The sequence below is a fragment of the Nonomuraea sp. NPDC050227 genome, assembly GCF_044459705.1.
Taxonomy (GTDB): domain Bacteria; phylum Actinomycetota; class Actinomycetes; order Streptosporangiales; family Streptosporangiaceae; genus Nonomuraea.
Window position 1 is genome coordinate 174180 of sequence record NZ_JBITJF010000013.1, and the last position, 14872, is coordinate 189051.

Annotated in this window: 17 protein-coding genes; 6 read left to right on the forward strand and 11 right to left on the reverse strand. The window is 73.2% G+C overall.

All coding sequences use genetic code 11. The features are described 5' to 3' along the window. Positions 1–21: 21 nt before the first annotated feature. Both ACIBK9_RS40555 and ACIBK9_RS40560 read right to left on the reverse strand, forming a co-directional pair. Positions 22–1791, reverse strand: coding sequence for an AMP-dependent synthetase/ligase (locus ACIBK9_RS40555; RefSeq protein ID WP_397164185.1), 1770 nt, complete (start codon positions 1789–1791; stop codon positions 22–24). A gap of 50 nt (positions 1792–1841) precedes the next feature. Then, a complete protein-coding gene (locus ACIBK9_RS40560; RefSeq protein ID WP_352354135.1) occupies positions 1842–2024 on the reverse strand; it encodes a hypothetical protein in 183 nt (60 codons plus the stop codon). Between the two features lie 25 nt (positions 2025–2049). On the opposite strand from ACIBK9_RS40560, the gene ACIBK9_RS40565 reads away from it, so the two are divergent. The 3 genes from ACIBK9_RS40565 to ACIBK9_RS40575 all read left to right on the forward strand — a co-directional run bounded on the left by ACIBK9_RS40565 (position 2050) and on the right by ACIBK9_RS40575 (position 5475). Then, positions 2050–2586, forward strand: a complete 537-nt coding sequence (locus ACIBK9_RS40565) for a CGNR zinc finger domain-containing protein (protein WP_358293235.1) — start codon at positions 2050–2052, stop codon at positions 2584–2586. Between the two features lie 221 nt (positions 2587–2807). Continuing rightward, entirely contained in the window at positions 2808–4436 is a 1629-nt protein-coding gene (locus tag ACIBK9_RS40570) for an ABC-F family ATP-binding cassette domain-containing protein (protein WP_397164188.1), read from the forward strand. 37 nt (positions 4437–4473) lie between these two features. Further along, on the forward strand, positions 4474–5475 hold the full coding sequence (locus ACIBK9_RS40575) for a hypothetical protein (RefSeq protein ID WP_397164190.1): 1002 nt from the start codon (positions 4474–4476) through the stop codon (positions 5473–5475). A gap of 71 nt (positions 5476–5546) precedes the next feature. On the opposite strand, the gene ACIBK9_RS40580 is transcribed toward ACIBK9_RS40575, so the two are convergent. Further along, complete coding sequence (locus ACIBK9_RS40580) at positions 5547–5804, reverse strand: zf-TFIIB domain-containing protein (RefSeq protein WP_352331027.1); 258 nt, start codon at positions 5802–5804, stop codon at positions 5547–5549. 59 nt (positions 5805–5863) lie between these two features. Then, complete coding sequence (locus ACIBK9_RS40585) at positions 5864–6718, reverse strand: phosphotransferase (RefSeq protein ID WP_364389668.1); 855 nt, start codon at positions 6716–6718, stop codon at positions 5864–5866. A gap of 40 nt (positions 6719–6758) precedes the next feature. Between ACIBK9_RS40585 and ACIBK9_RS40590 the strand changes: the two genes are divergently transcribed. Continuing rightward, positions 6759–7073, forward strand: coding sequence for a hypothetical protein (locus ACIBK9_RS40590; protein ID WP_397164192.1), 315 nt, complete (start codon positions 6759–6761; stop codon positions 7071–7073). A 63-nt stretch (positions 7074–7136) separates the two neighbouring features. On the opposite strand, the gene ACIBK9_RS40595 is transcribed toward ACIBK9_RS40590, so the two are convergent. After that, a complete protein-coding gene (locus ACIBK9_RS40595; RefSeq protein ID WP_352331431.1) occupies positions 7137–7376 on the reverse strand; it encodes a hypothetical protein in 240 nt (79 codons plus the stop codon). 148 nt (positions 7377–7524) lie between these two features. Between ACIBK9_RS40595 and ACIBK9_RS40600 the strand changes: the two genes are divergently transcribed. Beyond that, the gene (locus ACIBK9_RS40600; protein ID WP_397164194.1) at positions 7525–8421 is read left to right on the forward strand and encodes a TIGR03619 family F420-dependent LLM class oxidoreductase; all 897 of its coding nucleotides are present in this window, start codon (positions 7525–7527) and stop codon (positions 8419–8421) included. Here the strand turns inward: ACIBK9_RS40600 and ACIBK9_RS40605 are convergent. Genes ACIBK9_RS40605 through murQ form a run of 3 tightly spaced genes read right to left on the reverse strand, consistent with a single transcriptional unit; the run spans position 8418 to position 10852 of the window. Beyond that, the gene (locus ACIBK9_RS40605; RefSeq protein WP_358293224.1) at positions 8418–8798 is read right to left on the reverse strand and encodes a VOC family protein; all 381 of its coding nucleotides are present in this window, start codon (positions 8796–8798) and stop codon (positions 8418–8420) included. The two genes, ACIBK9_RS40600 and ACIBK9_RS40605, sit on opposite strands and share 4 nt — an antisense overlap. A gap of 4 nt (positions 8799–8802) precedes the next feature. Beyond that, positions 8803–9897 carry a serine hydrolase domain-containing protein gene (locus ACIBK9_RS40610; protein ID WP_397164196.1) on the reverse strand — a complete coding sequence of 365 codons (1095 nt, stop codon included), beginning with the start codon at positions 9895–9897 and terminating at the stop codon, positions 8803–8805. Between the two features lie 55 nt (positions 9898–9952). Next, complete coding sequence (gene murQ / locus ACIBK9_RS40615; RefSeq protein ID WP_358293220.1) at positions 9953–10852, reverse strand: N-acetylmuramic acid 6-phosphate etherase; 900 nt, start codon at positions 10850–10852, stop codon at positions 9953–9955. A gap of 57 nt (positions 10853–10909) precedes the next feature. On the opposite strand from murQ, the gene ACIBK9_RS40620 reads away from it, so the two are divergent. Further along, positions 10910–12022, forward strand: a complete 1113-nt coding sequence (locus tag ACIBK9_RS40620) for an exo-beta-N-acetylmuramidase NamZ domain-containing protein (protein WP_397164198.1) — start codon at positions 10910–10912, stop codon at positions 12020–12022. Between the two features lie 2 nt (positions 12023–12024). On the opposite strand, the gene ACIBK9_RS40625 is transcribed toward ACIBK9_RS40620, so the two are convergent. The 3 genes from ACIBK9_RS40625 to ACIBK9_RS40635 are packed head-to-tail and all read right to left on the reverse strand — an operon-like array spanning position 12025 to position 14872. Continuing rightward, positions 12025–12879 (reverse strand): GNAT family N-acetyltransferase, encoded by an 855-nt coding sequence (locus ACIBK9_RS40625; RefSeq protein ID WP_397164200.1) that lies wholly within the window; start codon positions 12877–12879, stop codon positions 12025–12027. Next, the gene (locus ACIBK9_RS40630; RefSeq protein ID WP_397164202.1) at positions 12879–13889 is read right to left on the reverse strand and encodes an ABC transporter ATP-binding protein; all 1011 of its coding nucleotides are present in this window, start codon (positions 13887–13889) and stop codon (positions 12879–12881) included. The genes ACIBK9_RS40625 and ACIBK9_RS40630 overlap by 1 nt, the downstream gene beginning before the upstream one ends. After that, on the reverse strand, positions 13886–14872 hold the full coding sequence (locus tag ACIBK9_RS40635) for an ABC transporter ATP-binding protein (protein ID WP_387669939.1): 987 nt from the start codon (positions 14870–14872) through the stop codon (positions 13886–13888). Before ACIBK9_RS40635 ends, ACIBK9_RS40630 begins: the two co-directional genes overlap by 4 nt.

The following is a 14872-nucleotide window of genomic DNA, read 5'->3' on the forward strand; positions in this document are numbered from 1 at the left end:
GCCGTCGGTCGGCGGGCGTCGTCAGTCGGCGTAGAAGCCGTCGAGGACGTCGGCGTGGCGTTCCTCGACGGCCTTGCGCCTGATCTTGAGGCTGGGCGTCAGCTCGCCGGTCTCCACGGTGAAGTCGCCGGCCAGGATCGCGAACTTCTTGACCGTGGCGTAGCTGGCCTGGTCGGCGTTGACCTGCCGGATCGCCTTGTCGACCTCCTCGCGCATGCGCGGGTGCCCGCACAGCGCCTCGGGGTCGGCCGGCAGCGACTCGGCCTCGGCCCACGGGCGCACGACGTCCATGTCGAGGGTGACCAGCGCCGTCACGTAGTTGCGGCGGTCGCCGTGCACGAAGACGTGCGAGGCGAACGGGCAGGCGGCCTTGATCCGGCCCTCCAGGTAGGTGGGGGCGACGTACTTGCCGCCCGAGGTCTTGATCAGCTCCTTCTTGCGGTCGGTGATCAGCAGCCGGCCGGCCTGGTCGAGCTCGCCGATGTCGCCGGTGTGCAGCCAGCCGTCCGTCAGCGCCTCGGCCGTCTCCTGGGGCAGGCCGTGGTAGCCGCGCATCACGCCGCGCCCGCCGATGAGGATCTCGCCGTCGTCGGCGATGTGGACCTCGGTGCCCGGCAGCGGCGGGCCGACCGTGCCGAACCGCACCGACTCGGGACGGTTGAGGAAGCTGCCCGCCGACGACTCGGTCAGGCCGTACCCCTCCAGGATCGTCAGGCCGGCGCCGTCGAAGAACTCGGCCACGTCCCGCGACAGCGGCGCGGCCCCGGAGATGAAGAAGCGGATCCGGCCGCCGAAGCGCGCCCGCAGCTTGGCGAAGACCAGCCGGTCGGCCAGCGCGTGCTCGACCCGGGTGGTGAGCGGGACGGCCGCCTCGCGCTGCCGCGCCCTGCTGACCCGCAGGCCGGTCTCCCGCGCCCACTCGAAGATGCGCAGTTTGACCCCGCCCTCGCGGCGCACGGTGGCGACGACCGTGTTGTGGATCTTCTCGAAGATGCGCGGCGCGGCGGCCATCACGGTCGGGCGCAGCGCCCCCAGGTTGTCGGCGATGCGGTCGAGGCGGCCGTCGATCGCCGTCGGCACGCCGATGTCGATCATCACGACCTCCAGCAGCTTGCCGAACGAGTGGGACAGCGGCAGCCACAGGAAGTGCAGGTCGCCGGGGGACAGCAGGCCGATCTCGCGGACCGAGCCGGCCGCGAACAGCCAGTTGTCGTGGGTGAGCTCGACGCCCTTGGGACGTCCGGTGGTGCCGGAGGTGTAGATGAGCGTGGCCAGGTCGTCCTGGGCGATGGCGTCCACCAGGGCGTCGTAGTCGTCCGGCGCGTCGCCCTCGCCCTGGCCGACCGAGTCGAGGGTGACCACCCAGCCGTCGTCGCTCGCCGAGCCGTCGACGACCACCACGCGCGTGACGTCGGGCAGCTCCTTCTGCACGGACCTGAGCTTGGCCACCTGCTCGTCGTCCTCGGCGATGACGATCGTGCTGCCGGAGTCGGTGATGACGAAGGCGCACTCGGCGGCCGTGTTCGACGGGTAGATGGTGGTGGTGGCCGCGCCCGTGGAGAGCACGGCCAGGTCGGCGAGGATCCATTCGAGCCTGGTCGAGCAGAGGATCGACACGCGCCTGCCGGGCCCCGCGCCGAGCCTGGACAGCCCCAGCGCCAGTCCGCGGACGCGCTCGCCGACCTCGCTCCACGACAGGGAGGTCCACGCCTCGCCCGACGGCACCCGGTACGCCTCGGCGTCGGGGGTGGCCGCGATCCGGTCGCGCAGCAGGGAGGGAATGCTGGACATGCCTGACCTCCTGAGGGGTGTGCCGCCGACTCTAGGACGAGTGCGCCGGATCAGTCGATGGCCGTGATCGACCTGCCGCCGGCCGGGGGCGGGCCGGCGCTCGCGACCGTCCGCGACGTGCGCACCTCCCACGCGCCGCAGGCGCAGCGCAGGTAGGAGACCAGGCCCTCGGAGGTGCGGTGGGAGGAGACGAGGGTCAGGGCGAAGGGGTCGTGCGGCTCTCCGGGATGCATGACTCCAACCTGATGTAATGACCTTGTGCATTTCAACACTTACGGCGGCAATGGCGCCGAACTCGCCGCGGCCCTGGTCAACGCGAGCGACTTCAGCCCGGCCGCGGTGCGGGAGACGCTCACGGCCAACGCCATGTGGCGCACGGACGTCACCCCGGCCCAGGCGGCGGAGCTGGCGGCCTGGGCGCGCCGGCTGGCTCCCGTCTTCGGGGAGCCCGACCTCGGCGTCCAGGTGCGGCTGATCAACGAGCTGCTGGAGATCACCGCGTCCAGGCCGCACATCAGCACCCACGACGGCCTCGAACCCCACCTGCACTTCTTCTCCGCCGAGGCCGACATCGTCTCCAGGGCCAAGGACACCACCGCGGGCGGCCTGGCCATGGCCGTCTGCTTCTCCGACGGGCGGCGGCTCGGGCGGTGCGACCGGACGGGGTGCGAGACCGTCTATGTGGACACCTCGCGTAACGGGCGGCGCCGGTTCTGCTCGCTGACCTGCGCCAACCGGGTCAACGTGGCCGCCCATCGCGCCCGGGACGTTGCCCGTCGGTCGTGTTTCGGGTAGTGTGTCCGGGTCGTATCGCCGACCCCTGGGGGCAGCTGACGTGAGGATCTGAGGCCGCGGGCACCGCGCCTACCGCCCGGTCACGGGCTCTGTCGCGTGCGCACCTCGACCTCGGCGACCTCTTCGCCCCGGTTCTTCGCAGCTCAAGCTGTCTGGTTGTCGCGCGCAGCGGTGTTCCCGCCAAGTCACGAAATTTCGATTTTTGTGATGGGAGCCGCCATATGTCTTTCTCCATTGTCGTCGATCACGTGTCCTTCGGCTGGCCCGACGGGACCATGGTGCTCGACGGTCTCGACGCCGCCTTCCCCGCCGGGCGTACCGGGCTCATCGGGGCGAACGGGTCGGGCAAGTCCACCCTGCTCAAGATCATTGCCGGGGAGCTGACCCCGGGATCGGGCTCGGTCTCGGTCGCCGGCGAGGTGGGGTACCTGCCGCAGAACGTGCCGCTGGAGGGCAGCCGCACGGTGTCCGACCTGCTGGAGATCAGCGGGAAGCGGGCCGCGCTGCACGCCGTCGAGAGCGGCGACGTCGCCGAGGAGCACTTCACCGCCATCGGGGACGACTGGGACGTCGAGGAACGCGCGCGGGCCGAACTCGACCGGCTCGGGCTCGGCCACGTCGGGCTCGACCGCACGGTCGCGACGCTGTCGGGCGGCGAGGCCGTCATGGTCGCGCTGGCCGCCCAGATCCTCAAGCGGCCCGCCGTGCTGCTGCTCGACGAGCCCACCAACAACCTCGACCTGGACGCCCGGCGGCGGCTCTACGCCGCGGTCTCGGCGTACCCAGGGGTGCTGGTCGTGGTCAGCCACGACCGGGCGCTGCTCGACCTCGTGGACCAGGTCGCCGAGCTCCGCGACGCCGCCGTGCGCCTGTACGGCGGCAATCTGAGCGACTACGAGGAGCAGGTCGCCGCAGAGCAGGAGGCGGCCGAGCGCACGGTCAGGACCGCCGAGGGCGAGGTGCGGCGGCAGCAGCGTGAGCTGATCGAGGCCAGGACCAAGCTCGACCGGCGCAACCGCACCGCGCGGAAGGCGTTCGAGAACAAGAAGGTGCCCAAGATCGTCGCCGGCGGGCTCACGATGAAGGCCCAGGTGTCGGCGGGCAAGCACCGCGCGCTGCACCAGGAGCGGCTGGCCGCGGCCAGGGGCAGGCTGACCGAGGCGGAGCTGGCCGTGCGCGACGACGCCGAGATCCGCGTCGAGCTGCCCGGCACCGCCGTCCCGGCCGGCCGGACCCTGCTGACGCTGCCGCTCGACCGCCCCGACCGCCCCGACCGTCCCGACCGTCCCGACGGCCCTGACGGCACGCCCGGCCGGGACGGGCTCAAGGCGCTCGACCGGCTGGACGTCCGGGGCCCCGAACGCATCGCGCTGCTCGGGCCCAACGGGTCGGGCAAGACGACCCTGCTGCGCCGGATCGTCGAGCACGGCGCGCACGTCCCGGTGGGGTACCTGCCGCAGCGGCTGGACGTGCTCGACGACGCCCTGAGCGTCGTGGACAACGTCCGGGCCGTGGCGCCGGCCGCCTCGGTCAACGACGTGCGGGCGCGGCTGGCCCGCTTCCTGTTCCGCGGCACGCGGGCCGACCAGCCCGTGGGCACGCTGTCGGGCGGCGAGCGGTTCCGCGCCGCCCTGGCCGCGCTGCTGTCGGCCGATCCGCCGCCGCAGCTGCTCCTGCTGGACGAGCCGACGAACAACCTGGACATGTCCAGCGTTCGCCAGCTCTCCCAGGCGCTGGCGGCCTATCGGGGCGCGCTCGTCGTGGCCAGCCACGACGTCCCGTTCCTGGAGACGCTGGGGATCACCCGGTGGCTGCGACAGGATCGGGATGAGGGACTGGCCGAATCGTAATTGACGTCTGGGGATCAACCGGGCAATAGTGGGGCAGGTGGCTTCACCCCGGTTGATCTCCTGCGTTCTCGCCCTGGCGACGGTGACGCTCGCCGCCTGCTCCTCTCCGCCACCGCTGACCGGCGGTGAGCCGAAGGTCAGCGGCGTGGCGGACGGCAAGGGCGGAGCCTTCAGCGGCGATCCCGGCGGCGATCCCAGCGGGGACCCCTCGTCGGGGTCCAGCCCCGCCGTCAGCGCCCTGACGCCGGAGGCGTACAAGGGCGAGCTCGACAGCAGGCACAAGGCGATGACCGGCGCGATCAGCGGCCTGGCCGGCGCGCGCGGGGTCCAGGCGCTCAACCAGCGCGTGGACAAGGCCGAGCAGGCGCTGAGCGGCGCCGCCGACGCCCTGTCCGCGATCGCCCCGCCCGCCGAGATCCGCGCCCAGCACGACGCGTACGTCACCAGCCTGCGCGACTTCGCCACCGAGCTCGGCTCCACGGCGGGCAAGGTCGGCAGCCGCGAGCTGTGCACCCCCTCGGCCGTGCTGAGCGACCTGAACACCAAGCTCACCGCACTGAACAAGGCGGGCGAGGCGCTGCAGAGCGCCGGCGACTACCCGGCCGACGTCGTCACCGTCAAGGCCGGCGGCAAGCAGAACAGGCGGCTGAAGAACGGCGCGTTCATCCGCCGGACCTCCCTCGGCGGACGCAGCTCCCTGGAGGTCGACAACGGCGGCACCCGCGACGCCGTCGTCACGGCGGTCAGGGGCGGCGGCAAGACGTTCAGCGTGTACGTGCGCAAGAAGGCCAAGTTCAAGGTCAGGGGCGTGCCCGACGGCACGTACAAGATCTACTTCACCCACGGCGTGGACTGGGACGGCAAGAGCCGGTCCTTCAGCCGTCAGTGCAGCTTCGAGCGGTTCCAGAAGTCGGTGAAGTTCAAGACCACGGTCACCGCCACCCAGATCCTCTGGCACGACTGGCGGGTCACCCTGCACGCCATCTCCGGCGGCAACGCCCGCACCGCGCCCGTCAACCCCGACGACTTCCCCAGCTGACCGGCCCGCTCGGGCCCGCACACGCGAAAGGGCCGCGCGAACGCGCGGCCCTTTTCCGGCTGCCGGGGCGATCAGGTCGAGAACAGCATGCCCACCCAGCTGCGCTGGCGGTGGTGGCCGTAGTGGTGACCGCCGTGGTGGGGGGCGCCCCAGGCCGGCCCGGGGGCGGGGGGCGGCGGCGGAGCGGCGTGGTACTGCGACTCCATGCGGGTCAGGGTCTCCAGCTCGCCATAGTCGAGGAAGATCCCACGGCAGTTGTCGCACTGCTCGATGTGGACGCCGTTGCGCTCATATGTCCGCATGTTGCCGCGGCACTTCGGGCACTGCATCTAAGTCGCTCTCCTTGGATCCGGGGTCTCAGGCTGAAACCTACCGCGTGCGGCCCCCGTCACGCTCGGACGATTCTGCTGCACGATTCGATTAACGCGTGCTCCACCTCGTCGAGTTCCCGGTTCTCGCGCTCGGCGTTGAGCACGGCCACGGCGGCCAGTTGCACGGTGAGCGCCCGGGCCGGCAGGTCGAGCCGCTGCCAGGGATCGTCGCCCTGGCCGAGCGCGGGGCCGCCGGAGGCCAGGTAGGCGCCGAGGAACCGCTCCCAGACGGCCGGTTCCAGCAGGCCCGCCGCGTACCAGGCGGCCGGTCGCGCCAGGTCCCAGGCCGGGTCGCCGACGCCCAGGTCGTCGACGTCGATGAGCAGCCAGCGGTCGCGGCAGACGAGCTGGCCCAGGTGCCAGTCGCCATGGGTGAGCAGGCCCGGCACCGGGGCGGGCTCGGGCAGCTCCTTGAACGCGTGCCTGACGAGCTGCTCGACCGGGCCGTCGCCGCTCATCCTGGACACCGCGCGGGCGGCCCGCGCCGGGCCTCCGGCGGGCGGCATCGGCGGCACCACCGTCAGGGGGACGGCGTGCAGCCGGGCCAGCAGCCGCGCGCCCTCCTCCCAGGGGGCGGACCCGGGGTCGTCGTGGGGGACCGGGCGGCCGGCCGGCCAGACGCTGACCGCGCGGCCCGCCGCCGTCAGCACCTCGGCCTCCAGCGGGGCCAGCAGCACGCCGTTGACCGCGGCCGCGGCGGCGGCCCTGAGGCGGGCGCGCAGCGGCTCCACCTCGTCGCGGGCGGAGTGGGCCTTGACCACCACCTCGCCCATCCGTAACACGACCACGTCGGTGCGTGTCTGGTGTCGCACGGGCTCGCCCGTGCCGCCGTACGCCGCGGCGATGCCCGCCAGCTCCTCCTCTAGACCCACTCGTACAGAGTATTGGGCAGTGTTGGGGGTAAATGCCGTCGTGATGGCGGGAGCGAGGGAGTGGGCGGCGCTGGCGCGCGAGTGGCTGAGGGCGAGCTCGCCGCGGGCCGCCCAGGCGATGCGCGAGCACGATCAGGAGGCCGCCCGGCGCCGCCGTGAGCGGCGTCCGGCGGCGCGCCGGGGGAGGCCCGCGGACCAGGAGGCCGCCCGGGAGCCGGCGCGGTGGGCGGTCGAGCCCGAGGCGGCGGACGGTCCGGGCCAGGAGGAGATCGAGCGGGCGCGTGCGGCGCTGGCGCGGGCGACCTCACTGGAGCGGGCGCGGGCCCGGGCGCGGCGGGAGCGGGGACACAGGTGACGGATGAAGCCACCCGAGCCCTCGCGAAGGGCCGCCGTCAGGCGCTGCCGAGCCTGACCGCGCCTACTTCCTGAGCCAGAGCATGTAGTACGGGCTGTCCCAGCGGCACTCGTACTCCTTGTACCCCTTCGTGACGAGCAGCGTGGTGCCCGCCGACACGCAGTTCTGCAGCGTGCGGTACGCCTGGTACGGGGTCCAGCTCGTGGCCGAAGCGCCGGCCGGAGCGGCGACGGAGAGGGTGCCGACGGCGAGGGCCCCGGCCATGGCCAGTGCCACGCCGAGCCGTGCGGACTTCTGTCGCATGCATCGTCCTTCCTCGTGGGGCGGCGCGGACGCGCCGTGTTGATCATCCTCACGCTAGCGCTTCTTGATCAGAAAGATGCCCTTTTTGTCGATCTTGCACCCTTCGTGTGGTGGGAGATCGCGCACCCGGGTCGGTCAGACTGGGAGCATGAGAATCGGTTTCGCCGTACCCCAGTCAGGGCCCTGGGCCACACCGGAGAACATGCGCCGCGTCGCCGCGCGGGCCGAGGAGCTGGGCTACCACGAGCTCTGGACGTTCCAGCGGCTGCTGTACCCCGTCGGGCATCCCATGGGGCCGACCTACCGCAGTGTCCACGACCCGCTGGTCACGCTGGCGCACCTGTCCGGCGTCACCCGGACGATCCGGCTGGGCGTGGCCGTGGTGAACGCGTACGTGCAGCCGGTCGTGCTGGCCAAGCAGCTCGCCACCCTGCAGACCCTCTCCGGCGGCCGGGTCAGCGCCGGCGTCGGGCTCGGCTGGGTGCCGGAGGAGTTCGAGGCCGCGGGCGTCGGCATGGAGCGCCGCGGGCGCCGGGGCGAGGAGTTCGTCGAGCTGCTGCGCAAGGCGTGGACGGACGACGTCGTCGAGCACGACGGCGAGTTCTACCGGGTGCCGGCCTCCCACATCGACCCCAAGCCGGCGCCGGGACCGCCGCAGATCCTGCTGGGCGGCACCGCCGAGGTCGCGCTGCGCCGGGCCGGCCGGCTGGCCGACGGCTGGATCAGCTCCAGCAGGGAGGACCTGTCGGCGGTCGCCGGCCGGATCGCACTGATCAAGGAGTCGATCGCCGGCGCCGGACGCGACGCGGCCTCGTTCCGCTACGTGTGCCGCGGCGTCACGCAGGTGCGGCCCGCCGGCGCCGAGGACGCCCGCCGGCCGCTGACCGGCACGTACGAGCAGATCAGGCAGGACGTCGCCGCCCTGGACGCCGAGGGCGTCACGGACGTCTTCCACGACCTCAACTTCGACAAGGAGATCGTCACCGCAGACGCCGGGGAGGCGATGCGCCGGGCCGAGGAGGCCCTGGAGGCGCTGGCGCCCTAACCGCCGCCGTAGGGGACCGTGATGATCTCCAGGTTGTGCCCGTCGGGGCCCGACCAGTAGAGCCCGCGGCCGCCGTCGTGGGTGTTGATCACGCCGGGCCTGGTGTGCCCCGGATCGGCCCAGAACGTCAGGCCGCGGCTCCTGATCCGCCCCCAGATCTGGTCGAACTCCTCCTCGCCGACGAGGAAGGCGTAGTGCTGCGGGGTCACCTCGCCGTCGGCCTGCATCACGTCGAGCGAGACGTCGTTGGCCAGCGTCACGACCCGGAACGGGCCGTAGACCGGCGCGGGCTCCAGGCCGAGGACGTCGACCAGGAAGGCGGCCGTGGCGTCCCGGTCGGTGGCGGCGACGATGGTGTGGTTCAGCTGCACGGGCATGCGTTCACGCTACGTGCCGCAGCGCCTCGGCGGCCACCGCGCACCGCAGCTCGCGCATCCCCGGCCGCCCGCGCACCGGATGGACGGCGTTGGTCAGCAGCACCACGGTCAGCCCGCGCGCCGGATCGACCACCAGCGACGTCCCGGTGAACCCGGAGTGGCCGTAGGCGCCGCTCAGCGGGCCCACGATGCCGGGGTCGCCGATCCGCACGCCGAGCCCGTGCCGGAACGCGGCCCCCTCCGCCCCCTGGTCGCGGGTCATCTCCGCCACGTTCGACGGGCTCAGCATCGCGCCACCGCCCAGCCGCAGCGCCTCCCCGAAGGCCAGCAGGTCGTCCGCCGGGGCGAACAGGCCCGCGTGCCCGGCCACCCCGCCCAGGGCGTGGGCCGTCTCGTCGTGCACCTCGCCGCGCACGCAGCCGGGGCCGGGGCGTTCGGGCTTGAACTCCGTCGCGGCGACGCGCTCGGCCGGCCCGCCGCCGCCGACCGGGCGGTAGCCGGTGCCGGAAAGGCCGAGCACGTCCGTGATCCGGGCGCGGACCAGGACGTCGAGCGGGGCGGACGCGGCCAGCTCGGCGATCCGGCCGGCCATCACCATGCCGACGTCGCTGTAGAGGTAGGGGCCGCCGACCGGGCCGGTGACCGGCGTGGTGAGCATCGCGGCCATGCGCTCGTCCGGCCCGGCCTGCGGAAGCTCCAGGTCGATCCGGCGGGTCGGCGTCAGGCCCGCCGTGTGGGTGAGCAGGCGGCGCAGCGTGATCCGCGGGTCGGCCCCAGGGAGCCACGACCGGACCGGCTCGTCCAGGTCGAGCAGGCCCTCCTCGGTGAGCGAGAGCACCGCCGCGGTGGTGAAGAGCTTGCTGACCGAGGCCAGGTCGAACACCGAGTCCCGGCGCGCGGGGGGCCGATCGGCGGCGAGCGTCCCGGGGGCCCCCGGCCCGGCGTCCGATCCGGTGGCCGGCTCGGCGTCGGCGTACCTGACCAGCTCGCCCACCGCCGCGGCGGCGGTCACCGTGCCGTGCGCGGCGATCAGCGCGACCGCCGCCGGGCACACCTCAGGCACCGCGGCCGCCAGCAGGCGCTCCAGCCGGTCCGACATCCCCGTTCCCCCCTCGTCAGTCCCCGATGGCGCCCCGGCGCCTCCCGCCCGTACGTCAGCCGCTGAGCGCGTCGCTGAGCCGCTCTCCGTGCGACTCCAGCAGCGCGCGGGCGGCGTCGGGGTCCAGGCCGTGCTGGATCATCACCACGGCCGTCTTCGCCTGCCCGCCGGCCGCCTCCAGCGCCGCGCCCGCCGTCGCGGCGTCGGCCCCGGTGATCTCGCGCACCATGCGCAGCGCGCGGGAGGCGAGCTTGCTGTTCATGGCCGACATCTCGATCATCTTGTTCCCGTAGGTCCGGCCCAGCCGGACCATGGAGATCGTCGAGATCATGTTGAGCACGAGCTTCTGCGCCGTGCCCGCCTTCAGCCTGGTCGAGCCCGCCACCACCTCGGGCCCCACCACGACCTCGATCCCGTGCTCGGCGGCGGCCGACAGCGGCGCGCCCGTGTTGCACGACAGCGCCGCGGTCAGCGCCCCCCGGCCGGCGGCCTCGGCCAGCGCGCCCAGCACGAACGGGGCCCGTCCGCTGGCCGACACGCCCACCACCGAGTCGAGCGCGCCCACCTCCAGGTCCTTCATGGCCGCCGCGCCCGCCTCGGCGTCGTCCTCCGCGCCCTCGATGGACCGGGTCAGCGCCTCCGGCCCGCCGGCGATGACGCCCTGCACCAGCGAGGGGTCGGTGCCGAACGTCGGAGGGCACTCGCTGGCGTCGAGCACGGCCAGCCGTCCCGAGGTGCCGGCGCCGACGTACAGCAGCCTGCCTCCCTCGGCCATCCGGGCGGCGATCGCGTCGATGGCCGCCGAGATCGCCGGGACGGCCGCGGCCACGGCCACGGGCACCTCGGCGTCGGCCTGGTTCATCAGTCGGGCGATCTGCTCCGTCGGCAGCCGGTCGATCTGGCTGTAGCGGGGATCGCTCTGCTCGGTGGACAGCTCGGGCAGCGGATCAATCATGACGCTAATTTCCACCCTTTACTTCTCAGTTGTAAATATCTTTCAGAGAATGGATCCATGTCACACGTACGCACCGGAGCCGAACGGCTGGCCGCGGACCCCGCGCTGGCCGGCGGCGCCCGTCTCGGCCTGATCACCAATCCCACCGGCGTCCTGCCCGACCTGACCCCCACGACCGACGCCCTGCTGGCCGCGGGGCTGCCCCTGACCGCGCTGTTCGGCCCCGAGCACGGCCTGCGCGGCACGGCCCAGGCGGGAGCGAGCGAGCGCGACGCGGTGGACCCCGCGACGGGACTGCCGGTCTACGACACCCACGAGCTGTCGGGCGACGACCTCGACCGCGTGGTCGCCGCCTCCGGCGTGGACACGCTGGTCTTCGACATCGCCGACGTGGGCGCCCGTTTCTACACCTTCGTGTGGACCATGTACGACCTGCTGGCCTCGGCCGCGCGGCTGGGCCTGCGGTTCGTGGTGCTGGACCGGCCCAACCCCCTGGGCGGGACCGTCGAGGAGGGCCCCCTGCTGGACCCGGCGTTCGCCAGCTTCGTGGGCCGCTTCCCGCTGCCCGTGCGCCACGGCAGGACCGCGGGGGAGCTGGCGGCGCTGTTCGGCTTCGACGCCGATCTGCGGGTGGTCACGATGGAGGGCTGGCGGCGGGACATGAGCTGGGCGGAGACCGGCCTGCCCTGGGTGATGCCCTCGGTCAACATGCCGACCCCCGACACCGCGCTGGTCTACCCGGGCACCGGGCTGTTCGAGGGCACCAACTTCTCCGAGGGCCGCGGCACCACCCGGCCGTTCGAGCTGGTCGGGGCGCCGTACGCGGACGAGCGCTACGCGGCCGCCCTGAACGGGCTGGAGCTGCCGGGGGTGCGGTTCAGGGACACCTGGTTCACCCCGACGTTCCACAAGCACGCGGGCCTGCCCGTCCGCGGGGTGCAGCTGCACGTGCACGACCCGCGGGCCTTCCGGCCGGTGCTGACCGGGTTGTCGATGCTGCACACGGCCCGCGTCCTCTACCCGGACGACCTGGTCTGGAAGGGCGAGGAGCTGTTCCTCGACCTGCTCTGGGGCTCCGACACGCTCACGCGCTGCCTGGAGGCCGGGGACGACCCGCGCGAGCTGTGCCCGCCGCCCGGCCGTCCAGAAGGACATCTGCTCTACAGCTGACATCAGGCCAGATCGCGCCGGTAGAGCCAGAAGACGCGTTCGGCTCGCGCGCCCACGGCGCGCGAGTAGAACCGCAACGGCCCCACCCATCCGATCTCGGCGCTCTCCTGACCGGCGGCCCGCTGCTCGGCCAGGCAGCGGCGCAGCAGCACCCCGCCGAGGCCGAGCCCGCGGGCGTCCGGAGCGGTGCCCATCGGGCCGAACCAGGCCGGCCGCGCCCCCCAGGCGGCGAAGGCCAGGACACGCCCGTCGCGCTCGGCGTAGTGCAGGCCGGTCGCGTTGGCCGCCTCCCAGGCCCACCGCTCGTTCCAGTGCTCCTCGACGAACGCGGCCACGGCCGAGCGGTCGGCGCCCGCCGCCCGCACCGTGACCCCCGCCTGCTCCAGCCGCGCCAGGTCGTCCTCGACGGACAGGTCGGCCCGCAGGTCGGCGGTCATGTTCCAGGCGACGTGGTAACGCTCGTAGCCCAGGCTCTCGGCCAGGCAGGCGGCCGCGGTGTACCGCACGTCGATGCCGGGCCAGGCGTAGCAGGGCGGGTTCCCGGCGAAGCGCGCCTGCCGCACGCCGTGCCCCCGCAGCCACTCCTCGGCCGCCCCCACCAGCGCCCGCCCGTGCCCGCGACCCTGGACCGAGGGGTGCACGGCCAGCAGGTCCAGGTGCCCGACCTCGGGGTCCCTCGACGAGACCGACGTCATCACCACCCCGCCGTCGGTCGCGAGGGCCGTCCAGCGGCGGTCGGCGGGCGGCTCGGCCAGGCGCCGGACCAGGTCGGGAGCCTCGGACGCGTCCAGCGTCAGCGCGGCGGCGGCCACCCGGGCGGCCTCGGCCAGGTCCGCGCCGCGGACGGTGGGCGACATCACACCTCGCTCATCGGGCGGGCGATCACGTCGCGCCGCTCGGGGTAGAAGCACGCGTGCTGCTGCGGCACGCCCTCGGTGATCTGCAGCAGCGGCCGCTCGCCCGCGCACCGCTCGCCTTGGAAGGGGCAGCGGCGGGCGAACAGGCAGCCCTCGTCGGCCTTGCTCTCGTCCAGCGACTCCAGCGGCGTCACCGGCTGCGCGCCGGGCTCCTCCAGGCCGTGCAGCACGGGGATGGCCGACAGCAGCGACTGCGTGTACGGGTGCACCGGGTCGGCGATGACCGTGTCCACCGGGCCGCGCTCGACGACCTGGCCGCGGTAGATGACGTAGAGCTCGCCGTCGTCGCCGATGTAGCGGGCGGTGGCCACGTCGTGGGTGATGAACAGCACGCTCACGCCCAGCCGCTCGCGCAGGTCCTTCAGCAGCGCGAGGATGCCCAGCCGGAGCGAGACGTCGATCATCGAGACGGCCTCGTCGGCGACCAGCATCTCCGGGTCGACGGTCAGCGCGCGGGCGATGACCACCCGCTGCCGCATGCCGCCCGAGAGCTGGTGCGGGTAGCGTCCCAGCACCGAGCCCGGGTCGAGGCCCACCATCGACAGCACCTCGGCGGCCCGCTCCTCGATCCACTCCTTCGACCGCCCGGTCTGCCCGGCCCGCAGGCTGAGCGGCGCATGCAGCGTCTGGTGGATGGTCCGGGTCGGGTTGAGCGCCGAGTACGGGTCCTGGTGGATCATCTGGATCTTGCGGAAGTACGGCTGGCGCCTCTTCTGCTTGAGCCCCGACATGGACACGTCGCCGATGACGATCTCGCCCTCGTCGTAGGTCTCCAGCCCGGCGATGATCCGGCCCAGCGTGGTCTTGCCGCAGCCGGACTCGCCGATGAAGGAGGCCGCGCCGCCCTTGGGGATGGAGAAGTCCACCCCGCGCAGCGCCCGCACCTCCCGCCCGGCCAGCACGTTGCCGCGCTGCTTGTACGTCTTGACGATGCCGGTCCCGGTGATCACGCGTGCTCCTTCACGGTCACGGCGTGGCAGGCCACGACCCTCGATCCATGCGCCACGGCCTGCGGGTCGACGGTGTCGCAGACGTCCATGCGCAGCGCGCAGCGCTCCCTGAACACGCAGCCCTCCTTCGGCACCGTGGCCAGCGTCGGCGGCCGGCCGGGCAGCGCCTGGGCCTCGGCGATGTCGCCCACGAGCCGCGGGATGGCCCTGATCAGGCCCCGCGTGTAGGGGTGGCTGGGGGAGCCGAGCACGTCGCGGGTGGGGCCCTGCTCGACCAGGCGGCCGCCGTACATGACGACCAGGCGGTCGGCGACCTCGGCCACGACGCCGATGTCGTGCGTGATCACCAGCGTGGTCAGGCCGCGCTCGGCGTGCACCTCGCGGACGATCTTCAGGATGTTCGCCTGAGTGATCATGTCCAGGGCGGTCGTCGGCTCGTCGAGCACCACCAGGTGGGCGTTGAGCACCAGCGCCAGCATGATGCCGACCCGCTGGCGCATGCCGCCGGACAGCTCGTGCTGGTGCGAGTCGAGCACGCGCGCGCCGTCCAGGCCCATCCGGCCGAGCAGCTCCTTGGCCTCGCGGACCAGGCCGGGCAGGTCCTCGACGCCGTGCGAGCGGCCCAGGTCGAGGAGCTGCTTGCCGACCGTCTTGAGCGGGTTGAGCGAGTTCTGGGCGGCCTGGAAGACGTACCCGATGTGCCGGCCGCGAGCCTTGCGCAGCTCCTCGCCGGCGAAACCGGTCACGTCGCCGAGACCGTCGATCTCGACGCTGCCCGCGGCGATCCTGCCCGGCGGCTGCACCGCGTTGAGCAGCGACAGCGCCAGCGTGGACTTGCCCGAGCCGGACTCGCCGACGATGCCGGTGATCGTGCCGGGCTCCAGCGTCAGCGTGACGTCCCGGACGGCGGGCAGTTCGCCCGCGGGGGTCTTGTAGACGACCGTCAGGCCGTCGATGCGCACTCCCGGCGCTTGTTCGGCCAC